Annotated in this window: 23 protein-coding genes; 12 read left to right on the top strand and 11 right to left on the bottom strand. The window is 65.6% G+C overall.

Translation table 11 applies throughout. The annotated features are described in order from the left end of the window. The first annotated feature begins 9 nt into the window (after positions 1-9). From cpaB to ACTG4X_RS17850, 12 genes are all read left to right on the top strand, one after another. Positions 10-852, top strand: coding sequence for a Flp pilus assembly protein CpaB (cpaB, locus tag ACTG4X_RS17795; protein ID WP_440531505.1), 843 nt, complete (start codon positions 10-12; stop codon positions 850-852). Positions 853-943: 91 nt separating this feature from the next. Next, on the top strand, positions 944-2,410 hold the full coding sequence (locus tag ACTG4X_RS17800; RefSeq protein WP_440534401.1) for a type II and III secretion system protein family protein: 1,467 nt from the start codon (positions 944-946) through the stop codon (positions 2,408-2,410). A gap of 11 nt (positions 2,411-2,421) precedes the next feature. After that, complete coding sequence (locus ACTG4X_RS17805) at positions 2,422-2,715, top strand: hypothetical protein (RefSeq protein ID WP_440531506.1); 294 nt, start codon at positions 2,422-2,424, stop codon at positions 2,713-2,715. 145 nt (positions 2,716-2,860) lie between these two features. After that, the gene (locus ACTG4X_RS17810) at positions 2,861-3,070 is read left to right on the top strand and encodes a Flp family type IVb pilin (RefSeq protein ID WP_258354945.1); all 210 of its coding nucleotides are present in this window, start codon (positions 2,861-2,863) and stop codon (positions 3,068-3,070) included. 106 nt (positions 3,071-3,176) lie between these two features. After that, positions 3,177-3,353, top strand: a complete 177-nt coding sequence (locus ACTG4X_RS17815; RefSeq protein ID WP_258354944.1) for a Flp family type IVb pilin — start codon at positions 3,177-3,179, stop codon at positions 3,351-3,353. Positions 3,354-3,395: 42 nt separating this feature from the next. Next, positions 3,396-4,667, top strand: a complete 1,272-nt coding sequence (locus tag ACTG4X_RS17820) for a pilus assembly protein TadG-related protein (RefSeq protein WP_440531507.1) — start codon at positions 3,396-3,398, stop codon at positions 4,665-4,667. Between the two features lie 5 nt (positions 4,668-4,672). Continuing rightward, positions 4,673-5,131 carry a TadE/TadG family type IV pilus assembly protein gene (locus ACTG4X_RS17825; RefSeq protein ID WP_440531508.1) on the top strand — a complete coding sequence of 153 codons (459 nt, stop codon included), beginning with the start codon at positions 4,673-4,675 and terminating at the stop codon, positions 5,129-5,131. Beyond that, on the top strand, positions 5,128-5,556 hold the full coding sequence (locus tag ACTG4X_RS17830) for a TadE family protein (protein WP_258354941.1): 429 nt from the start codon (positions 5,128-5,130) through the stop codon (positions 5,554-5,556). The genes ACTG4X_RS17825 and ACTG4X_RS17830 overlap by 4 nt, the downstream gene beginning before the upstream one ends. A 19-nt stretch (positions 5,557-5,575) precedes the next feature. After that, entirely contained in the window at positions 5,576-6,727 is a 1,152-nt protein-coding gene (locus ACTG4X_RS17835; protein WP_440531509.1) for an AAA family ATPase, read from the top strand. Between the two features lie 42 nt (positions 6,728-6,769). Then, entirely contained in the window at positions 6,770-8,140 is a 1,371-nt protein-coding gene (locus ACTG4X_RS17840) for a CpaF family protein (protein WP_440531510.1), read from the top strand. A 9-nt stretch (positions 8,141-8,149) separates the two neighbouring features. Then, complete coding sequence (locus ACTG4X_RS17845; protein ID WP_440531511.1) at positions 8,150-9,142, top strand: type II secretion system F family protein; 993 nt, start codon at positions 8,150-8,152, stop codon at positions 9,140-9,142. A gap of 12 nt (positions 9,143-9,154) precedes the next feature. Next, positions 9,155-10,066 carry a type II secretion system F family protein gene (locus ACTG4X_RS17850; protein WP_440531512.1) on the top strand — a complete coding sequence of 304 codons (912 nt, stop codon included), beginning with the start codon at positions 9,155-9,157 and terminating at the stop codon, positions 10,064-10,066. A gap of 43 nt (positions 10,067-10,109) precedes the next feature. Here the strand turns inward: ACTG4X_RS17850 and ACTG4X_RS17855 are convergent, their stop codons facing one another. From ACTG4X_RS17855 to ACTG4X_RS17905, 11 genes are all read right to left on the bottom strand, one after another. Beyond that, positions 10,110-10,799, bottom strand: coding sequence for a response regulator (locus ACTG4X_RS17855; RefSeq protein ID WP_440531513.1), 690 nt, complete (start codon positions 10,797-10,799; stop codon positions 10,110-10,112). A 35-nt stretch (positions 10,800-10,834) separates the two neighbouring features. Further along, positions 10,835-12,514, bottom strand: coding sequence for a sensor histidine kinase (locus ACTG4X_RS17860; protein ID WP_440531514.1), 1,680 nt, complete (start codon positions 12,512-12,514; stop codon positions 10,835-10,837). Between the two features lie 334 nt (positions 12,515-12,848). Then, positions 12,849-13,328: a hypothetical protein gene (locus tag ACTG4X_RS17865; RefSeq protein ID WP_440531515.1), complete on the bottom strand. Its 480-nt coding sequence runs from the start codon at positions 13,326-13,328 to the stop codon at positions 12,849-12,851. 224 nt (positions 13,329-13,552) lie between these two features. Then, positions 13,553-14,908: a DUF5666 domain-containing protein gene (locus ACTG4X_RS17870; protein ID WP_440531516.1), complete on the bottom strand. Its 1,356-nt coding sequence runs from the start codon at positions 14,906-14,908 to the stop codon at positions 13,553-13,555. 5 nt (positions 14,909-14,913) lie between these two features. Next, the gene (locus ACTG4X_RS17875) at positions 14,914-15,747 is read right to left on the bottom strand and encodes a DUF6502 family protein (RefSeq protein ID WP_093173662.1); all 834 of its coding nucleotides are present in this window, start codon (positions 15,745-15,747) and stop codon (positions 14,914-14,916) included. Positions 15,748-15,877: 130 nt separating this feature from the next. After that, entirely contained in the window at positions 15,878-16,396 is a 519-nt protein-coding gene (locus tag ACTG4X_RS17880) for a GspH/FimT family pseudopilin (protein WP_440531517.1), read from the bottom strand. An 8-nt stretch (positions 16,397-16,404) separates the two neighbouring features. Then, a complete protein-coding gene (locus tag ACTG4X_RS17885; RefSeq protein ID WP_440531518.1) occupies positions 16,405-19,479 on the bottom strand; it encodes a pilus assembly protein in 3,075 nt (1,024 codons plus the stop codon). Next, complete coding sequence (locus ACTG4X_RS17890) at positions 19,476-20,048, bottom strand: hypothetical protein (RefSeq protein WP_440531519.1); 573 nt, start codon at positions 20,046-20,048, stop codon at positions 19,476-19,478. Before ACTG4X_RS17890 ends, ACTG4X_RS17885 begins: the two co-directional genes overlap by 4 nt. Further along, positions 20,045-21,172: a PilW family protein gene (locus ACTG4X_RS17895; protein WP_440531520.1), complete on the bottom strand. Its 1,128-nt coding sequence runs from the start codon at positions 21,170-21,172 to the stop codon at positions 20,045-20,047. Before ACTG4X_RS17895 ends, ACTG4X_RS17890 begins: the two co-directional genes overlap by 4 nt. Continuing rightward, positions 21,169-21,729 carry a type IV pilus modification PilV family protein gene (locus ACTG4X_RS17900; protein ID WP_093058388.1) on the bottom strand — a complete coding sequence of 187 codons (561 nt, stop codon included), beginning with the start codon at positions 21,727-21,729 and terminating at the stop codon, positions 21,169-21,171. Before ACTG4X_RS17900 ends, ACTG4X_RS17895 begins: the two co-directional genes overlap by 4 nt. After that, the gene (locus ACTG4X_RS17905; RefSeq protein WP_440531521.1) at positions 21,723-22,127 is read right to left on the bottom strand and encodes a type IV pilin protein; all 405 of its coding nucleotides are present in this window, start codon (positions 22,125-22,127) and stop codon (positions 21,723-21,725) included. Before ACTG4X_RS17905 ends, ACTG4X_RS17900 begins: the two co-directional genes overlap by 7 nt. Between the last annotated feature and the right edge of the window lie 100 nt (positions 22,128-22,227).

A 22,227-nucleotide genomic window follows, 5' to 3' on the forward strand; every position in this document is an offset into this window, starting at 1 on the left:
GAGGTTCGTATGAAGAACATCAAGGCAATCGGGCTGATCCTTCTGGCCCTTCTGACGGGGCTGGCGGCCGCGGTCTACGCGGCCGGGTGGATCTCCCGGCAAAGCGGCATCGCGTCCAACAAGGTCGTGGTGGCCGCCGTCGACATCGAACTGGGCAGCCGCGTCAACGCGCAGATGCTGTCCACGGTCGATTGGCCCAGCGACTCCGTGCCCGCAGGCTCATTCAGCGACATCAAGCTGCTGGATGAACGCGTGGTGAAGGTCGGCGTGCTGCGCGGCGAAGCCATCATGGAAGGCAAGCTGGCGCCGGTGGGCACCCAGGGCGGGTTGTCGGCGGTGATCGCCAGTGGCAAGCGAGCCATGACGGTGCGCGTCAACGACGTGGTCGGCGTCGCCGGCTTCGCGCTGCCGGGCAACTACGTCGACGTGATGGTCAACGCCCAGCAGGACAAGGGCCGCGGCGAGGAAGCGTCGCAGATCAGCAAGACCGTGCTCGAGAAAGTGCTGGTGCTGGCGGTGGCACAGGAGGCCAACCGCGACGACACCAAGCCCAAGGTCGTGAGCGCCGTGACGCTCGAACTCTCGCTCGAGGATTCGGAAAAGCTCGACCTGGCACGCAGCGTGGGAACGCTGTCCCTGGTGCTTCGCAACCAGATGGACAAGACCACGGTCGCCACTGGCGGCATCACCAAGGGCCAGTTGTTCGGCGCGAAGGAGATCGTGCAGGTCTCCACCGCTGCTGCGCCGGCCCCAGCCCGCCCGCGTATTCATCGTGCAGGCCCCGCCGCGCAGCCGGCTTCCCAGTGCGTGGAAGTCATCCAGCACGCGGGCAGCTCGCTGACCTGTTTCTGATCCGGTTCATCAGGAGGAACACCAAGTGCGCCATATCTCAACAACACTCGCCAGTCTGCTGGCGACCCTCGCGACAGTGGCGGTTCCCGCCATGGGCGCGGAGGTCGCGGCAACCGCCTCGGCCACGGCCGCCATGCCCGCCGCAGCACTTGCAACGCCTCCGGCGGCGGCGGGCAACGCCGCCAACGCCCGACGCTGCACCGCCATCATTCCGGACGACCAGCCGACCCAGGCCGTGCTGGGCAAGTCGGTGGTCATTCCGCTGAAGGCGCGTGTGGTGCGGATCGTGGTCGGCGGCCAGCCTTCGAACCGGGCCCCGGCACCCGCGGCCGCGGCCGTGCCGGCGGGCATGCAGCCGCCCGCGCCGGCTGCCAATGCGAATGCCGGCGACGGCATTGCCGACGTCGACGTGACGCTGCTGAGTCCGACCGACCTGTTCTTCCGCGGCCGCCAGGCGGGCTCGATGAACGTCGTGCTGCAAAGCGCCGACGGCACCTGCTACATCAAGGACGTGATCGTCACCATCGATCCGATGGCGCTGCAGGCCAAGCTGGCGGAGCTGATGCCCGAAGAGCGCCGCATCCGCGTGCGCAGCGCTGAGAAATCCATCGTGCTCACCGGCGAGATCAGCGACTCGCTCAAGCTCGACGACGTGATGAGCCTGGCGTCGGCCTACGGCGCGGACGGCAAGAAGGTGGTGAACCTGCTGCGCGTCGCGACGCCGCAGCAGGTGATGCTCGAGGTGAAGATCGCCGAGGTCAGCAAGACGCTGCTCGACCGGCTGGGCGCGCGCGTCGGGATTGCGCGTTCGGGCAACGGCGGGCTGAACAACTACTCGCTGATTTCCAATTTCCTGAGCACGGGCGCGGGCCTGGTCCAGGCGCTGCGCATCGGCCGCACCTCGCTGACTATCGACGGCCAGAAGGACGACGGGCTGGTGCGCATTCTTGCGGAACCCAACATCATGGCCATCAGCGGCCAGCAGGCCAGCTTCCTGTCGGGCGGCAAGATCTTCATTCCGGTGGCGCAGAGCGCCGCTGGCGGCGGCGGGACGAACATCACGCTGGAAGAAAAAGAGTTCGGCATCGGGGTCAAGTTCACCCCGACCGTGCTCAACGGCGACCGGATCAACCTCAAGATGGTGTCCGAGGTGTCCGATCTCTCGCAGACCGGCTCGCCCTTCACCACGGTCTCGGGCGTTACCGCGGTACTGCCTTCGCTGACGGTGCGGCGCGCCGACACCACCGTGCAGCTCAACGACGGGCAGAGCTTCGTCATCGCGGGGCTCATCAAGAGCAATGTGAACGAGACCATCAAGCGCTATCCAGGCCTGGGCGAAGTGCCGGTCATGGGTGCGCTGTTTCGCAGCACTGAATTCCAGAACGAGCAGACCGAGCTGATGTTCGTCATCACGCCGCGCCTGGTTCGTCCGCTGGCCGAGTCGCCGCGTGTACCGACTGACAACCACGTCGTTCCCAGCCGCGCCGAGGTTTATTTCAACGGCGCCCTTGAAAGCGCCACCCCGGCACCGGCCGCCCCGGCCAGCGAAACCCCGTGAGGAGCACTGCCATGTTCATCAGATCGACCGCCATTGCGCTCGCATGCCTTTTTGCCACCGGCTGCTCGCACGTCACGCCCAACTACGACGCGCGCTTCGGCGACGCGGTGCGCGACGCAAGGAAAAAGATGACGCTGAACCCGAACGCCGGCAAGAACGGTGACCCGGTCGCGGGCATGGACGGCCGCTCGGCGCGCGAGTCGATGAATCAGTACCACGAGTCCTACAAGACACCGCCACCGGCGGTCAACGTCATCAACATCGGCGGCCAGATCGGTGGTCAGGGCGGCGGCTCGGGCAAGTAACGGGCTGCGTTTTCTTCCCGAATTCGATCCTCGAAGTCTTTACCTGGAAAGGAGAGCGCCACGAACTGCAACGAACTTTTTTCCCTCACCCATCATTGTTTTCAAACCTGATTTCCAACTGTTCAAACCTTGAAAGGAAAGAACCATGAAGAACTTTCTCCAGGCCATCGGCCAATCGACTCGCGGCTTCATGCTCGAGGAAGATGGCGCCCAGGTTGTCGAGTACGCGCTGATCATCGCCGTCGTCTCGATCGCACTGGTCGTTGCACTGAAGGGCCTTACGGCCAACAACGGCGGCTTCACGAGTTTCATCACTCGCGTCACGACCTGCCTGACCGGGACGACCTGCACCTGAGCAGTCTGTCGTGGAGGGAAGCGGGTCCGGTTTTCCGGCCCGCTTCGTCCCACCCACCCATCCGCTCCCACTCATTCTTCTTCAACAACGAATTGGGGTCATCACCATGTTCAAGTCATTCATGACAGACGAGAGCGGCGCACAAGTGGTCGAGTACGCATTGATCATCGCCGTGGTTTCCATCGCACTAGTGGTCGCGCTGCAAGCGCTGTCCGGCAGTACCGGCCTGGGCGCGTTCATCACCCGGGTCACTACCTGTCTGGGCGGCACGAGCTGCACCTGACGCGGCTTTCCTGCGTTGTTCCAACCTGCAAGAAAGCCGATCATGTTCACCTGCCGCCAGCATCGTCGCCAGCGTGGCGCGATGATCGTCACAGCCGCGTTGTTCCTGTTGTTCCTGATGGGCTTCATGGGCATCGCACTCGACTTCGGCCACCTGTTCGTCATCAGGACCGAACTGCAGACAGCGGTGGACAGCTGCGCCCTGGCCGCCGCGCGCGAGCTCGACGGACAGGGCACAGCCCTCACGCGAGCCACGAGCGCAGGCCAGACCGCCGGCAATGCGAACCGCGTGAACATGCAATCGAGCACCTGGAGCGGGCAGGGCAAGATCGTCACGGCCGACATCACGTTCCGCGACTCGGCCTACGCCCTTACGACCACGCCCGCCGTGGCTCGCTATGCGCAGTGCACGCACACGCAGGCCAACGTCAACATCTGGCTCATGAAGGCCATGGGCGCCTTTTCGGGCAATACCGCCGGCAATCCCGCTACGCGCAGCGTCACGGCGAGCGCGGTCGCCACCCGTGCCAGCGCACAGACCACATGCCCCATTCCCGTCGCCATGAAACCCAAGCCGGGTGGCACGGCACCGAACTACGGCTTCGCCGTAGGCGATTGGGTGACGCTCATCCAGGCGCAGAACGCGGCCGTGGGCGGCCAGATCGGCTGGGCCAATCTCGACGGCAGCAACAGCGCCTCGGAAACCGAATCCGAGCTCAACAACCACTGCGGCACCAAGGTAGGAGACACGCTCGGCACCCCCGGCGTACAGACCACGGTGGCCGACACCTGGAACCAGCGCTTCGGCATCTACAAGAACAGCGGCGATCCGAGCGTGGATCGACCCGACTACACCGGCTATGCCTACACATCATCCAACTGGCCCACGCAGTTCAATGCCTACAACGGCGCGCCAGGCGCCGGAGCACCAGCGAGCGCCCAGAACTTCGTGACCAAGCGGGCCGCCTTCGCGTCCTGCGCCGACACCGGCACCAAAGTGAAGGGCGCGAACAGCTGCGAATCGATCACGGGGCTGTCGCTCAACAGCTTCCAGAAGCTGGCCAACCCGGGCAACGTTGCCGGAGGCCACATGCAGTACGGCTTCGACCGCCGCATCGTCACGGTGCCGGTCATTGACGGCAGCAACCACGTGATCGACTACGCCTGCATGCTGATGCTGCAGCCGCTGAGCATTCCGATGACCGACACGCAGCTGGAATTCCGCGGCAACGCGGGCGCCGTGGGCAGCCCCTGCACCACCAGCGGGCTGGCTGGCGGATCGGCGGGCCCGCTGGTTCCGGTGCTGGTGAGGTGAGCGCCATGAAAAGATCCAATCGCACACAGCACGGCGCGGCACTGATCGAGCTGGCACTGATCATTCCGCTGCTCCTGTTGATGACCTTCATCACCACCGAGTTCGGCCGCGCGATGTACGAGTACAACGCGGTCGTCAAGTCGACGCGCGACGCGGTGCGCTACCTTTCCGTGCAGACGCCCGGCACGCACGTCACCGAGGCGCGCAACCTGATCGTGTACGGCAACACGGCCGGCACCGGGGCGCGGCTGGTGCGCGGGTTGAGTCTTTCGAATGTGCCGGCTGGCAGCTGCTGCACCTGGCAGTCGGTAGGGGCGAATCCGATCATCACCACGGTGACGGTGCGCGTCAGCAGCTACACATTCCATTCGCTGTTTCCCTCGGTGATCGGCGTCGTCTTCGCCGATGCGAACGGCAACATCGTCTTCAGCGAAATCGCAGCCACCATGAGGGCGCCATCATGAGAAAACGCATTACCGGCGCGACCACGGTCGAGTTCGCCTTGGGCCTGCTTATCTTTCTCATGTTCGTGCTGGGCATCGTCGACTTCTCGCGCATGCTGTTCACGTGGAATGCGGCCCAGGAAGCAACGCGCGCGGGTGCCAGGTATGCGGTGGTGTGCGACGACACCGGCCAGCAGGCGCTGGTGCTTGCCCGCATGAAGGCGCTGCTGCCGCAGATCAGCACTGTGTCGGTGGCGTGGGCGCCGTCGGGCTGCACGGCCGCGACCTGCCAGGGCGTCACCGTCAGCATCACCGGGCTCAACTACCAGTGGATCTCTCCCATCGCGGGTGGTGTCGCACCGCTGATCCCGATGCCGGGATTTTCCACTTACCTGCCGCGCGAGGTGATGCGCAAGGACCCGAACAGCGCGGCCATCTGCTCCTAGCAACGCACCGGACACGACCATGAAGATCGCCATCATTTCCCCCAATCCGAACCATCTCCAGGACATGCGCAAGGTCCTCGAGGCGCGCTCCCACCACGTGTCGCTGTTCGAAGGCGGCAAGAGCCGGATGCAGTGGGTCGTCGAGAAGGCGGCTCCGGAGCTCCTGCTGGTCGACGGCATGTGCTGCGATCTCCAGGAGCTCGTGCTGGTGGAGAAGCTCACGATGCAGCACCCGGCAATCGCGGTGGTGCTGCTGTGCGCCATGCAGACGCCGGAGTTCCTGATCCACGCGATGCGTGCTGGTGTGCGCGAGGTACTGCCGTCACCCTCTGACACCGTCGCGCTCGAAGCCGCCGTCGAGCGCATCGGGCTCAAGATGGCCGGCACCCAGGCGCGTGGCCCTGGCCAGGTCGTGGCGTTCATGCCCTGCAAGGGCGGCAGCGGATCGACCTTTCTCGCGACCAACATCGCGCACCAGCTCTCGCGGGAGCGCTCGGTGCTGCTGATCGACCTGAACCTGCAGTTCGGCGATGCGCTCTCGTACGTGAGCGACTTGCGGCCTACCTCCACGATGGCGGACGTAGCGCGCGACATCGGCCGCCTCGACGCGTCGCTGCTCGCGGCCAGCGTGGTGCGTGTGGCGCCGGGCTTCAGCATCCTGCCCGCACCCGACGATCTTTCGCGCGCGCTGGAGGTGAAGGCCGAGCACATCGATGCGATCCTGCAGGTTGCGCTGCCGATGTACGACTTCGTGCTGTTCGACCTCGGCACGCGCATCGACACGCTCTCGATCCGGGTGCTGGACCGCGCCGACCGCATCTTTCCCGTGCTCCAGCCGAGCCTGCCGCACATCCGGAACGTGACGCGCCTGATTCAGGTGTTCAAGTCGCTCGGCTATGCCCCCGGCAAGGTCGAGCTGCTCGTGAACCGCAGCGCCGGCGGCGGGGAGATCGGGTTGTCGGACATGCGCCGCTCGCTGGTTGGCGCGACGCTCACGATCGTGCCGGACGGTGGCAAGGACGTGGATGCGTCCATCAACCGGGGCGTGCCGCTGGCGGAGATGTCGCGCGGCAGCACGCTCGCCAAGCGGCTCGCCGAGATCGCTCACTCGCTCAGTCCGCGGCAGGAGGCGACGCCCGGCTTCATCGGACGGCTCTTCCGCCGTGCCTGAGCACCACCGGATCATTCTTCTTCAACAACAAGGCAGGTTCCCATGTCATTCAGAGAACAGCTCAATGCGATCGACGCCGATCCCACTGCGCGGCCCGAAGGGCACGCAGCCGACCTGACCGCGTCGCCCTTTGCGTCGGATGCCTACAAGTTGCTGAAGGAGCGCATGCACCTGAAGCTGCTGGAGCGCTTCGACCTGGCGGCGCTGGAAACCCTGAAGCCCGAAGTGCTGCGCCAGGAAATCTCGACCATGGTCACGCGGCTGCTGCAGGAGGAGCCCGAGGCGCTCAACGACATCGAGCGGCGCACGCTGATTCGCGACATCCAGCACGAGATGCTCGGCTTCGGGCCGATCGAGCTGCTGATGGCGGACCCATCCGTCTCGGACATCCTGATCAATTCGCACGAGAAGGTCTACGTCGAGCGCCGGGGCCGGCTGGAGCTGACCAACGTCAGCTTCACCGATGAGAAGCACCTGCTGCGCATCATCGACAAGATCGTCTCGCTGGTGGGGCGGCGCATCGACGAGTCCAGCCCCATGGTCGATGCGCGGCTGCCCGACGGCTCGCGCGTCAATGCGGTCATCGCGCCGGTGGCGCTGGACGGGCCGATGATGTCGATCCGCCGTTTCGCGAAGATCCCGCTGCGCATGGAGAACCTCGTGAACGAGCTCAAGACGCTGACGCCGCCGATGGCGCAGATGCTCGAGGGGCTGGCCCAGGCGAAGGTCAACATGCTCATCTCCGGCGGCACGGGCGCTGGCAAGACCACGCTGCTGAACATTTTGTCGGGCTTCATTCCGCCGACCGAACGCATCATCACCATCGAGGACGCCGCTGAACTCCAGCTGCAGCAGCCGCACGTGGCACGCATGGAAACGCGGCCGATGAACATCGAAGGCAAGGGCGAGATCACGCAGCGCGCGCTGGTGCGCAATGCGCTGCGCATGCGGCCCGACCGCATCGTCATCGGCGAGGTGCGCGGCGCCGAGGCAGTCGACATGCTGCAGGCGATGAACACAGGCCACGAAGGCTCGCTCACCACCATCCACGCCAACACGCCGCGCGATGCGCTGGCACGGCTGGAAAACATGATCGGCATGGCGAACCTGAACCTGCCGCACCGCACCGTGCGCCAGCAGATCGCGTCGGCCATCACGGTGGTGGTGCAGGTGCTGCGGCTGGTCGACGGGCGGCGCAAGGTCACCAGCATCCAGGAGATCACTGGCATGGAAGGCGAGGTGGTCACCATGCAGGAGATCTTCACTTTCCACCAGACCGGCATGGGGCCCGATGGCCTGGTGCGCGGCCATTTCCACGCGACCGGTGTCAGGCCGAAATTCGCGGAGCGGCTGCATGCCTACGGCGTGGATCTGCCCGACACCATGTTCGAGCCGAGCAAACACTACGAATAGGAGACAGCCATGTTCGACAACCTGGGGGGGCACACCCTCATCACCGTCACCGTGCTGGTCTTCGTGACCGTGCTGCTCATGATCGAGGGGCTGTACCTGCTGTGGCGCTCCTACAAGGGGCCCGAGGCACGCAAGATCGAGAAGCGGCTGCAGGCGTTTTCCGCCGCAGTCGATCGCACGTCGCAGGCCCACCTGGTCAAGGAGCGCATGCTCAGCGAGGTGCCGTGGATGCAGCGCATGCTGCTGACCCTACCGAGGGCGCACCGGCTTGACCGCTTCATCCTGCAGGCGGGGCTGGACTGGACGGTTTCCAGCTTCCTGCTGGTATGCGGCGCGCTCGGCGTGGTCGCGTTCTTCGTGACGGCGTCGATGGCACGCCAGCCGATGCTGCTGGCGCTCGCCGCCGGGGTGGGTGCGGCGATGCTTCCGGTGCTCTACCTGCAGCGCCAGCGCAGCCGCCGGCTGGCCCGCATGGAGAGGCAACTTCCTGATGCGCTGGACCTGGTGACACGCGCCCTGCGCGCGGGGCACTCGTTCGCCAGCGGCGTGCAGATGATCGGCGAGGAAATGGCCGACCCCATCGCCAGCGAGTTCCGCATGGTCGCCGACGAGGTGAATTTCGGCGTCTCGCTGCAGCAGGCCTTGACCAACCTCAGCGAGCGCATGCCTCTCACCGACCTGCGTTATTTCGTGGTGGCGGTGCTGATCCAACGCGACTCCGGCGGCAACCTGACGGAGGTGCTGGGCAACCTCAGCCGGCTCATCCGCGACCGGCTCAAGCTGCTCGCGCGGGTGCGGGTGCTGTCGTCCGAAGGGCGGCTGTCGGCCTGGATCCTGGGGCTCATGCCATTTGCCCTGGCGGCGCTCATGAACATCTTCAACCCCGAATTCATGTCGCCGCTGTGGACGGACCCGATCGGGCAGATGGTGATCAAGTACATGCTGGTGCTGATGCTCGTGGGCATCGTGCTCCTGCGCAAGATCGCGAAGATTCGCGTCTGAAGGAGAAGGACCATGACCATGCTGTTTCCCATCCTCGTTTTCCTGGCCGTGTCGCTGGCGATAGCCGGCCTTGCGGTCTGGATGTCGCCAACGCGCACCGAGCAGCGCCTGCAAGCGGTAACGCCGTCGGCCGGCAAGTCGGCCTGGGCCGAGACTGCCGTCAGGATCGTCGGCCCCTTCGCGCAGCTGTCTTCGCCCACCAGCGACGCCGCCTTGTCGCCGCTGCGCGTGCGGTTCCTGAACGCCGGCATCCGCTACCCGGACGCCTACCTTGTCTACTTCGGCATGAAGACGCTGCTGCCGCTGGGCTTTGCCGCGCTCGCGTTCCTGGGGATGCGGGCGACGGGAGCGGCGGACGGCACGGAGATGCTGCTGTACCTCGCGGTGGCGGCTCTGGCCGGCTGCTACCTGCCCAACCTGGTGCTGCGCCTGCTCATTCGCGCGCGCCGCCGCGAGATATTCGAGAACTTCCCCGATGCCGCCGACCTGATGCTCGTGTGCGTCGAAGCGGGCCTGGGGCTGGACGCCGGCCTGGCCAAAGTCACAGAGGAAATCCAGGTCAAGAGCGTGGCGCTTGCGCAGGAACTGCACTGGACCAACCTGGAAATGCGCGCCGGTGCTACGCGCGAGAAGTCGCTGCGCAACCTGGCGCTGCGCACGGGCGTGGAAGAGATAGGCACCTTCGCGACCATGCTGACCCAGTCGGACCGGTTCGGCACCAGCATCGGCGAATCGCTGCGCGTGTTCTCCGACGATCTGCGCCACAAGAGGCAGGTTCGTGCGGAAGAATTGGCGGCCAAGGTGCCGACCAAGATGCTGCTGCCACTGGTGCTGTGCATCTTTCCGTGCATCTCGATGGTGATACTCACGCCGGCGGCGATCCGGATCATCCGGATGATCATGCCGATGCTGAACGGGTATTGAACCGGGCGCCGCTCCTGGGGCAACCCGGTGCGGCGCGTTGTTTTCAGTGCACCGGCGTCGTGTCGAGCTGGTGCTTCACCGCGTAGATGTACAGCTCGAGGCGGTTCGTCACGCCGAGCTTCTGGTAGATCGACGTGAGGTGGTTGCGCAGCGTGTGCTCGGTGACGAAGAGCTTCTCGGCCAGTGCCTTGTTCGAGGCACCGCTGCCGGCCACGACGATGCGGACGATCTCCCGTTCTTTCTGCGTCAGGCTCGCCAGCCTGGTGGCTTCGGGGTCGGCCTTCGGGGGCTTCTTCACCGAAGTCAGCTGAGAGAAGACGCGACCCATGGTTTGCGCATCGACGCAAAGCTCGCCTTTGTAGACGCGCTCGATGGCCTCGAGCACCTGCTGGGCCGGGGCGTCCTTGCGCATCACGCCGCGCGCGCCGTGCAGCACGGCAAGGTCGATCGTGCGTTGTTCACGCTCTGCTGTGAGCACGACGACGCGCGACACCTCGTTCGACAAAAGCCTGGGCAGGATGTCGATGGCGCACCGGCCGTCGAGGTCGAGGTCGAGCACGATGACGTCGGGAGCGAGGTCGTCCGAGGTTGCCACTGCGTCGTCGCAACAGCTGGCCGTTCCGACGACCCGCATGCGCGGCTGCTCGCCGTCGATCAGCCTGGACAGGCCCCACAGCATGGTCTGGTGGTCGTCTACGAGCAGGACACCGATGGAATGGGCAACTGGTTGCATGACAGGCTCCTGATTTGTCTTCTGGGTTGTTTTTCTCAGATGGGAATTTCCACCAGTACCGCGGTGCCGCCACTCGCGCACTGGTGCACCTGTGCCCGCCCGCCGAGGGCCGCAGCGCGCTCGGTGATGGAGCGTGGGAGGAACTTCGTGAAGCTCTCTTCGCAGGCTTCGTTCTCGATGCGCAGCTGTAACTGCCCGTTCTTGCAGCCGAGGCGGACGCTGCCGTGTTGCGCCTGGGTGTGCTTGCAGATGTTGTTCAATCCCTCGCCCACCAGCTGCAGGACTTCCGCGGTCATCCGGTCGTCCAGTTGGACCTGGCCGTCGACGGTGATGGCGATCTCGATGCCGTAGAGCCCCTTGATCCGCTCGGCCTGGCGATGCAGATGGGGCAGTACAAGCCCGCAGGGGCTGTTCGCGCTGTGCTTGACCGCACCAGCGTAGCGGCGCAGATCGGCGATCACGCCGTCGGCCACGCTCGCGAGCTTGTCGAGGTCTTCGCGCAGCGGGTTGTCGACAGCCGCCTTCTTGCGCAGCGCGCACAGGCCCATCCGCAGGCCGATGTATGGCTGCACCGCCGTGTCGTGCAGGTCCAGCGCGAACTTCAGGCGCTCTGTAGCGGCGGCTTCTGAGGCCATCCGGTCGAGCACCTCGATGGTCTCGATGACCGGGAAGATCTGTTCCATCAGGTGCGCCAGGAACAGCGCGTCGGACTTGTTGAACAGTCCGTCACGGGACGACACGAAGACCCGGCCCTCGCCCAGCCGCATCGGCAGCGGGGCGCTGATGAAGGCACGGGCCTCCAGCATGGCGATCACTGCGGCGCAGCGCTGCGCACCTTCGTCGTCCTCTATGCGCCAGCCGCTTGCACCGGCTTCGAAGACATGGCTTTGCGCGCACAGCCAGTTCATGGGCCAGGGCAGGCGGTTGCAGAGCACGGTGTGGTCCGGCGCCAGCGCCATGAGAGGCGATTCGGCGATGCGGCCGATCGTCTCGACGCTGATGTGTTCGCAGGCGTCGTTCTTGCGCAGCGTGCGCAGGATCCAGTTGCCGGTGGATGTGTCCCGCGTCAGGAGGATGCAGTGGCTTGCCCTGAAGAAGGCCAGTGTCTTTTCCATCGTGCGGGCGACGGTGCGGCCGGCCCCGAAGCGGGGGTTCGAAAGCTGGCAGACATCGCCCAGGAGCGCGAGGCGCCGCTGCAGGCCCAGCTTCGAGCCGCCCCAGTGCACGATCATGTGCCCCAGCGCCAGCAGGAAAGTGGTGCGCATCAGCAGCTGCGGCGAGTCGCCGCCCGTGCTGGTGGCCAGGCCGCAGGCGGCGAACGACGCGACCGATGCGACCGTCACGCGGGCGCCTTCCTCGAAACCCCAGCGGAACGAGGAGGTGAGGATCGCGAAGAAGTAGAAGAGGAAGAAAAGGCTCTGGACGCCGTCGGTCACGAAGATGATCAGCGTGAACCACAGCACGTCGGACCAGTGGATGGCCTTGCCCTGGAAATACGGGCGGCCCATTCGCGTGCACGCATACACCAGCAGGCTGTGCAGGATGTATCCGGAGAAAGCCAGCCAGACGGGAACCTGCAGCCGGTTGTCACCGGCATCGACCGCGACAGCCAGCAGCGCGGAGACCGACAGCACCATCCGCATGCGGGCCACCATGAGGGCATCCGCGGCGACGCTTGCGTCGACGTCGGGAGCAGCAGTGGTGCGGGCCAGCATGGGGAAGGGGCCTTGGCGCGAGGCGCGCTACAGGAGGCAAGCCATGCGGCGATGGGCAGTGAAGCTCGGCGGTGTCATTTTGGAATTCATTCTTTGCACCTGAAAGCGATGTATGTGAAGGTTTCACATTACTACTTTGGTAGTCAAAGACAATTGGGGGTCGATGTGTCTGGCTGATCTGTGACGTTTGTTGCATTAAGAAACATTCATCCAAATCACAGGCTTTTTCGAATGCCTGTCGAGGGGCGGCGGCCCCGCCCGATGGCGAGAAGTACGCTATTTACAGGTACCCGTTCGATGCGTTCCGGCGAGCCACCTGCCGCCCCCTCCAAGTTCACATCCGCCGTGCGACCAGGGCCGTGCGCCCCAGGGGAGTGACCCGCAGGACCACCGCCTGCTTGAACTTCTGCTGGGTCTGCCGGGCGCGGCAGGTCGGGGGAAGCGTGGCTTCCACCATGCCCGCCGCATTCAACACGGCCACCGAGTTGATCCCCGCTGGATCGTCTATGCGCAGGGGGAAGATCGAATTCCCGATCTTGCGCAGGTAGTCGAGTGGCATGACGGGCCACTCCTGGCCCTCGACATCCGCTGCAACGTTGCCGGTCTGCAGATTGGCGATCTCCGCGTGTCCTGCGTCCGTGATGGCGAACACCACGGCGCTCTCATACTGTTGGTAGCCGAAGTGATCGAGATGAAATTCGGCCTCGATGAGTCCGGTCGCCAGCAGGACCGATGCGTTCCTGATGTCCGGGTCAGCCGTGAGCGTCGCCGGAAACTTCTCGTGCAGGAGTCGAAGGAGGAGGGTCAGCGGCATACATGCTCCTATCTGGACCTTCCGTGCGTATCGAGCGGTTCGTCACGAGGTCCGAGGGTCGTTCGGGTTTAAATGTGATTTTTTCACTTTAGTTATTTTGTTTTACATCAACCGCCCGGCCTTGTCGATAGGAGGCACTCCACGACCATGAGGCCGTGGATGAAATCTGCTGTGGATTGCGAAAGAAGAGGGCGCCCAGGCAATGCGGGCGCCCCGCGGCAGCCTCAAGGCGTGGTGAATGTCACCCGCTGCGCGATCAGCACGCCGTCGACCACCCGGTCTCCGACAACGGTCACGCGCTGGCCGTTGGCCAGGTTCGCGACGGTGCCGTTCTCGAAGATGACACCGCTGCCGCTGGCGTCCACGGGCTGACCGCGGACCCTGAAACTGGCAGGCGACTGGTACGCGCCGATGGCGCCGATCAGCGTGAACGAAGCCGGACCGCCGGTGCCCGGCGTGTTGCGGATGCGCAGCTTCTTCACCACCAGCACACCGCCCGACATGAAGCCGTCGACCTCGACCTTCACGCCATTGCCGAGCGAGCCCGCGGGACCGCCGGTGATCTGCCCATTGGTCGCGTCGACCGGCGTGCCCAGCACCTTGAACGAACTGCGCGAGGCGAAGTCGGTGATGACGCCCGCCAGCTGCACAGCGATGCCGTCGCTCACGGGGATGGCATACCAGCCTTGCACTGTCGTGGCCGTGAGCACGCCCGCGACCGGCGGGGCGGTGCCTCGGGCGCGAACGATGATGCCGTTGGCAAGCGACGATGCGTTCATGCCCGTGAAGGCAGCCGAGCTGAAGTTGATCGTGAGCTGGCCGAGCGTGAAGGTCTTGCGCACGGTATCCAGGTTCTGCACGGTCCCTGTGACCAGCGGATCGGTCAGCGTGGGGGCGATCTGGATGCGCGTGGCGCGCAGGGCGCCCGGTGCGCTTGGCAGGCCCCACACCTGCACGATGCTGTTCAGGTTGATGTCCGCCAGTCCGTTAGCGTCGGCCCAGACGGTGGCCGAGTCGATGCTCACGACGGTGCCCATCACGACGAAGCTGCCGGCCGAGGTGTCGATGCCCGAGGCTGCGCCGCGCAGTTCGGCAGCCGACTGGACCTGGGTGGCGACGCCGCTGGTGAAGTTGGCGTCGACCTTGCCGGCGACGCGCGCGCTCATGCCGATCTGCAGCTCGGTGGCGTCTTCAATGGTGAAGGTGGCGCTGTCGGTGTCGTAGCGCAGCCCATTGAGGATGATGCTGCCCAGGCCGTCCGCAGCACCGATGCCGGCGGCGTCGGCGGTCACGCCGGTGCCGCCCGAACCTACGCCGGAGCCGTCGGTGTTGCTGTTGCCGGCGGTCGTATCGCCGCCCGTGCCGCCTGAGCCGCCCGTGCCCGTGGAACCTGTTCCAGTTCCTGTCCCCGCTCCTGTAGAGGTATCCCCTCCGGTGCCTGTCTGCGTGGCGCCACCCGTGCCGACGCCCAGGCCGCCCACTGAGCCACTGCCGCTACCTCCCCCCCCGCCGCAGGACAGCAGCAGGGCCATGAGGCCGACGGACAAAAGGCCGAGCATGAGCCGGCGGGGTGTCTTCATCGTGTTCATGGCTTGGGCTCGCTTTCAGAGGGGCGGGGCGGTACAGGCGCGCTCTCGTCTTCGTAATAGGTATAGATGCCGACCCTGATGCGCCCCTTTGCTCCGGCAGGAGCGCGGTCGACTGCCTGTGTCATTTCCTGCGTCAGCTCGTGGTGCAGGGCTGCCCAGCGTTCCCGGACGAGGCGCTGGATCTGCTCGCATTCCTGCAACGTGAGCCCGCGCGCGTACACCGCCCGCTCGAGCATTCTGGGCTCCTCGCCCAGGGTGTTGGAGACGGCAGCCAGCAGGTGGTCACGGCCGTTGTCGCCCAGGAAGGCGAGCATGGACTGGAGATCCTGCACCGGCACGAAGCCGTCGGCCGTGAGTTCGACCACGCCTTCGCTCTCGGTCACCATTTGCAGGCGCACCAGCTCGTCGAGGATGGTGCGATGGTGCACGTCGCCTCGGCTGCTCATTCGCGCCACGGCCTCGAAAGAAGGCGCGGCATTGCCTGCCGTGATGGGCAGGCGCCTGAAAGTGTCATCCTGAGTAAGCATCTGCAACCACAACGTGAAAGTCTTGGCTGCTGCCGACAGCTCGGTGTGGGGCAGGGGGTCGACGGTGGAGCGGACCTTGGCGGTCACCGCCTTGCGGTTCAGGCCGGTCGTGATGGACAACTGGCTCAGGTTGGGCTTGGGCACGCCCTGGTTGCGCCAGCTTCGCTGGGCCTCTTCGAGCAGCAGGTCACGCAGCAATTCCTCGAGGTGGGGGTGCTTGACCCCCATCGCGAGGGCGAGCCTTACCACCGGTCGAAGAATGCGAGCGCAGGCAGCGAGGGCCCAGTCCAGCCGGTGTTCCATGGAGGCGAGCGTTATTCCTGAAGGTGCGGTTCAAAAGAGAATCAGCGGCACGAGCCGCCGATCACGGCCCACTATTGTCATGTGCAATAGTCACATGTGAAAGCTTTGGACCACTGTTTGCAGTTCGCCTTTACCCGGCGCAGGTTCCATCGGCCACACGCTTGACGCTGGTCCGGCCCGTGGCGCTGATGTTGACCAGGCGGGTCTGGCCGGCGCTGGGCGAGGCCCGGCAGATCGTGATGCTGGCCGGGCTGGCGCCGACGCCGGTGGCCTGGAAGGTGAGGGCGCTCGCCCCTCCTGTGTCGCGCAACTGGTAACCGCCGGCCGCGGCCGGCTGCTGCAGCAGCACTTTTGTGCCGCTCACCACGATCCAGCCGGTTTCCCATTGGCCCGAAGTGCTGCAACTGGCGCCGTCGGCCGAAACGCACAGGGTGACGGGAGCATTGCGCTTGATGGCCTCGCTGCGCGCAAGCTGGCCGCCCGCAACCAGTGCCGTGGCGTAGGAATTCAGCCGTGTCGACAGGCGCACGCCGTCGAACGAGGGCACGGCAACGGTGATCAGCACCACCAGCACGGTCAACGTGACCATCAACTCGATCAGCGTGAAGCCGCCATGACGGCTTCGGGTGCTCTTGCTTTTGCGATTCACGGGCCTGCCTATTTCTGGATGAACCAGTAGACCCGCCCCTTGGGCTGCTTGAACGCCGACTTGGGGGTGGCGCCCTTGGGGCTCAGGAAGGAGTCGGGCCTGGCGCCGATCACCACGTCGCGAATGCTGCCGTCGTCCAGCTGGACCCGGCCCACCACGGGCGAGGGTGCCAGGCCGCCGCCCACCACGTTCTGGAACCGCCCGTTGCTGTCCTGGGGCGCAGCGTTGGCATACGACACGTTGTAGACGTTGGCGGTGCCCAGGTCGGCGCGGCACGACTGCTGCACGCTTGGGTTGGTAGGCGTGTGCGTGTTGAAGGTGGTGATGCCGTAGGCCGTCACCGAAGCGGTCACAACCTGCTCGCCCGGGGCCAGGGCCAGATACCAGCCCTTCTTGCTCGCAAGGTCGGTGGCCGTGGGGGTCGCCGTGGTGGTGATGGCCTGCAGGGAGGCATGGCACAACACGGGGGTACTGCTGCAATGATCCGACTCGGAGCTCAGCCACGCGGTGTCGGTGGGCTTGTCCACCAGCATGTAGAAGCGGTTGGCCACGCCGAGCGCGGAGTTGTAGTAGCGCAACGGCTTCTCGCGATCGCCGGAGCCCAGCAGGATCACGTACACGCCGTTGTCCAGGACCACGTCCGGCCCGAACATGAACTTGCGGTTGGGCGTGCAGGTGCTCACCGTATCGCAGCCGAGCGAGGCGATCTTCGTCATGCTCCAGCTGCCCGGCGTCGCGTCACCGATGGTGATCCGGTAAACGTTGCCGCCCAGATCGGCCGCGTAGGCGATCTGGGCCAGGCCGAGGCTGTCGCTGACGATGGTGACTTCGCCCGCCACGGCGCGGTCGGTGACGAAGCTGTTGAGCTGCGCGCCGGTGGCCGCATCGAGCACGTAGATGCGGTTGCCCTTGGTGCCCGTGCCGCAAGCCTGGGCGGCCGAGTTGGTGTCGACGTCCTCGCACTTGTCGTAGCCGCCGCCGAACACCAGCATCGGACTGTTGCCGGCGCCATAGCCGGTCGACTTGACAACCTTGGGCGCCGACCAGGTCTGTCCGATGCCGTCCATGCCGGTGTCGCAGCCGGTGTCGTTGTCCTGGTTCGGGCAGCCCTTGCGCCACTTGAGAGTGGGCGCCGCGGGATCGGACACATCGAAGGCGTAGATCAACCGGCCGCCGCGGCGCATGCTCGCGAACAGCCAGGCGGTGGTGGTGCCCTGCCGGTAGGCAGCTACCGCGCCGTCCATGCCGTAAGGCTTGGGCGCCACGCTGCCGGTGGTAACCAGCAGACCGGGGAAATTGATGCGCGTGCTGTTGTCGTACAGCCGCTTGAGGCTGCCGTAGAACTCGGGCGGCACGAAAGACCATAGCTCATCGCCCGCCGCAGCCGAGCCGATGGCCGTGCTGCGGTTGCCGTTGACGGCGCGCAGCACGCCGTCGTTGCCGCCGTAGAAAACCACCACCTGGGGCACGGCATCGGTGCCGTAGTTGATGGCCACGGGGCGCGAGTGCACCACGTCGCCGTGCACCGAGGGGCGCATGCTGGTGGAGGTAAGGGGGTTGCCGCTGGCGTCGGTGCGCTCGTCGCCCTTGTTGTCGGCGCCGCGGACCCAGTTGATCAGGTTGGTGCGGTCGGTGGCGCTCGCCACACCCAAAGCCGCCTGCGTGATGCTGCCGTTGCCGTCGGCGAAGCTGGTGAGCGCAGAGCAGGCGCCGGGTGCACAGGTCTTCATGTTGCGGCTGGCCACCGCGAGGCGGCGCAGCATGTAGCCCTGCGCGCCTTTCTCGACCACGTTGCCGTCCGGGCTGTCGGCCGCCTCCTTGCCGAGGCAGTCGCCGGAGGGGCGAAAGCTCCAGTAGGCGTCGGTGTCGCTCGGCAGCGGCGTCCAGTAGCTGCGCGCGCAGGGCGCAACGAAGCCGGTCTGGTTGTTCACCGCGTTGGCGCCGGCAGCGTCCTGCAGGACGAGCTGGCTGCTGCTGTCCAGGCCCAGCTTGTATTGCTTGAGGTTGCCGTTCCAGCGCGGCAGCGCGTCCTGGTCTGGGCGGAACATGCCGACGAACACCTGGTTCAGGTAGGTGCCCTGCGTATTCACGCTCACCGGCAGGCTCACCGAGGAAAACACGCTGTTGACCGACTGGATCTTGCTGAAGATGTCATCGAGCGCCGCACCCAGCGAAGCGCCCAGGTCGGGATCGGACGAAATGTCGTAGTACTCCCCCTTGCTCTGGGTGGCCATGCTCTTGAGCAGTGCGCTCCAGCCTGGGCCCTGGCCGCCGGTGGCCTTGGCAGCCTCGACCGTGTAGACCTTGACGCCCATGCTGGTCTGCAGGAACCGCGCCCATTCGTCGGCTGTGTTGTCCTGCGAGCCGCTGGGGCTCAGCACGATAGAAGTGGTGCTGCCGCCCGCGGCGAGCAGGGCGCTCGTGGAGGCCTGGCTGTCGCTGGTGTTGTCCTGCGCGGCGCCGTTGCTGATGTAGATGACGTACGTGCCAATGCAGTTTTCGGTGCTGGGGCCCACGTAGGTGGTGCTGTTCACCGCGTTCAGCGCGTTGCGCGGCAGCGCGTACACGGCCTTCGACGCGGCGGTGCCGTAGACGCTGCCGCTGTAGTCGGCCTTCAGCTTGTTGTTGCCGGCGATCGGGGTGCCGCTGGCCAGATAGCGGTAGACCTCGGCCATGGTCTTGCCGGCCTTGCCGCCATTGGACTTGTCGTCGAGCTTGTTCAGGCTGCGGATGAGCGCGCCGTACTTGACCTTGGTGCCGTCGTCCAGCGTGCGCACCGCAGCGCGCACATAGCCTCCATCGGAGTTGGAGTTGCCGCCACCGGTCTCGGTGAACATCATCAGGCCGACCTTGAATTTGTTGGACGGCAGGCTTTCGAAGGCTTTCGCCAGCGCGGTGATCTCGGCCGTGAACGGCTGATTCCAGTTGGCCGTGTTGTCCAGCACGAACAGCACATTGGGCGCCTGGGTGGCGGCCTGGTTGTAGCCCACGAAAAGGTCGATGTCCTCGGCTCGCGCCTGGCTCAACGGCAAGGCAAGCAGGGCGGCAGCGCACAGTGGTGCGAAGAGTTTCTTTGTCATCATGGTGTCGGCCCGGTCGTATTGCACAGCGCTTCGAACTGCACCTTGTTGAGCAGCGCTCGCACCCCCTGGCGCACGGCGGTGGTGGTGCCGCTGGTGGCATCGGTCACGGTGGTGCTGATGTCCCAGACCGAGTTGTATTGATCGGGCAGAGTGGACAGCCCCGAGCCGCTGCTGGAGGCCCCGCCGGTGATGCCGCTCGGTCCGGTCACGGTGCCACCGCCCGTGTCGACAGCCTTGGTTGCACGCACGCACACCGGCGCAGCGACCACGACCGTGTAGTCGGTGGTGCCGTCGTTGTTGATGTCGACCAGGCTCACGGTGGCCTGGGGCGGCGTCAGCGACGGGGTGCCGTCGGAGTCCGGCGCCAGCAGGCTGCTGGCAACTTCCTCGATGGCGCGGTTGGCCGCGGCAACGGCTTCGTTGCGAGTCTGCAGGTTGCCTACCGATTTGAGATTGGAGCTGCTGAGATTGAACGCCGCGGTGACCGTGAGGGTGATCAGCAGCAGCATGATCATCCCGATGAGCAGCGCAGCACCCTGCTGGCGGCGCATGGCCGGTGTATGAGTCATGGCGTCTCCCTCCGCCCGGTCACGTTGGTCAGGCGCACGGTGGTGGAAAACGCGTGGCGCTTGTAGTGATCGTTGAACGGGCCCAGGGTGGCGGAGCCCAGGTTGTAGGTGCGCGTGTCGGTGTGGCCCGGCGAAACCTCGGTGCTGCGCGCGAGCACGTGGAGCTTGACCGCCACCACGTTCACCAGCTGGTCGGCAGTGCAGGGCGCGGCGACGCTGCAGTGCACGAAGCTGCCGTCGGGGCTGCCGTCGCCGCGGTTGGCGGGAGTCAGCCTGACCGCCGGATCGGCCCAGTCGATGGCCGCGGCGTAGTTCACGGCGGCGCTGGTCTTGCCGATCGTGTCCAGCCCGAGCTCGACCCTGAACCCCTCGACGCCCTCGATCAGCGGTACCGGGGGCTGCTGCGCCAGGGCGCCGCCCACGAAGTCGAAGCGCGAGCGCGCCAGCGTGGGCACGCCGTCACCCACGGTGTCGGCGTAGTCGCGCACGTAGTAGATGTCGGCAACGAGCTTGCGCTTGGGCGAAGGCGTCGTGCAGTCCTTCTTCAGCATGTTGCCGAATCCGGCGGTGGACAGGTCGAAAGACGAAGGCTTCTGCGTGCCGCACAACGAAGACTGGAAGTACAGGTTGCCGGCGATGTCCGCCTCGCAGTTGGGTGCGCCGGGCAGGCAGGTCTCGGCGTGCCGCACCACGAGGACGTCGGTGTTGGCCTTCTTGTTCTTTAGCAGGTCGGTGCAGCTGGCGGGCACGGTCTCGTAGCTCTGCACAGGCAAGTCGAGCAGCTCGCGCTTGTAGTCGTCGGTCCAGTTGACCAGGGAGTAGGGCAGGCAGGGGGCGGGCGGCGCGCCGGTTGGCACGTGCTCCGGCACACCGTTGACCGTCAGGTCGTCGAACTGGGGCATGTAGTTTTCCCAGAACCCGGCGTGGGTGAGCTCGTTCTCCAGCACGAAGACACTGAGGCGCCCACTTTCGATCTGGCGGTTCACGCGTTCCATTTCGCGCTGGGTGTTGCTCACGTTCAGGAACAGCGCGAGCAGGGCCGCCACCACGATGAGCATGATGGTGACCGCCACCATCAGCTCGATCAGCGTCAGTCCGCGCTGCCGGTTGCGCGACGAGGTCATGAAAGGGCTCCGATGCGCACGAGCGTGGTGACTGTCCTTCGGCACATGTCGCTCACGCAGCGCGTGCCAGCGGTGTCATACAGGTCCTTGCCGCAGGCCACGCCGGCGGGTGGAGCGCTGATCGGCACCAGGCCCTGCCAGGCGATGGTGACGAGGTATTCGTTGTTGCCCATGTCCTGCACGCAGCCGCGCCCGCCGATCACTGTGCCGAGCCTGCTGCTGCCCGAGGTTTCTGCGGCGCCCTGCAGCGCGTTGCACCACTCGGCGCTGTCCACCTGCTGGCGCGTGCCGGTGGCAGTGGGACACGTGTTGCCGCTGCCCAGCGGGGCGCTGGTGACGTAGCTCGAGGCCATCCGGCGATTGATCGCGATACGGCTGGCCATGTCGTTCAGCATGATCAGCGCCTGCGACCGCTGGTACGACTCCATCTCCGACGCCTGCAAGCGCGCCTGCAGGCCCACCAGGCCGAACAGTCCGAAGGCCACCACAACCAGGGTGACGAGCACTTCCAGCAGGCTGACGCCGCGCTGGGCGCTTCTCAACGCGCTTCTCACCATTTCTCCGCCGGCGTCTTCACGCCGTCGCTGTTGAGGGTGAGCGCGCCGTCGCCGGTCTGGCCGCCGATCGGGGTCAGGGTCAGCGTGTAACCGGGGACGCCGGTCGTCGACAGGACGATGTCGTAGCTGTAGTTGCTGTTGACTTCCGCCGGCAGCGCATAGCCGCTGGCCGTCAGCGCGGTTTTGTCGGCATAGCTGCGGTTTGCAAGGAGGAACTGCTGCTGCCGGTTGGCAATGTCCATCATCTGCGCCTGTGCCGCCGACCGTTTGGATCGGATGACGTACTGCTGGTAGCTGGGTAACGCGACAGCCGCCAGGATGGCCACGATGGCCACCGTGATCATCAGTTCGATCAGCGTGAAGCCACCGGTTTTGCGCTTGTGCGAGGGCTCGTTCATCCGTGATCCGTCAGAAGTGTTTCACATTGTTATAAATGTGAATTTATCACATTGAGGCTGGCCGCGGACCTTTTTCTAGCTTTCGCGGCATGGACGCAAC

Origin of the sequence: Variovorax sp. YR566, from assembly GCF_051992195.1 — a bacterium.
Lineage (GTDB): Bacteria > Pseudomonadota > Gammaproteobacteria > Burkholderiales > Burkholderiaceae_C > Variovorax.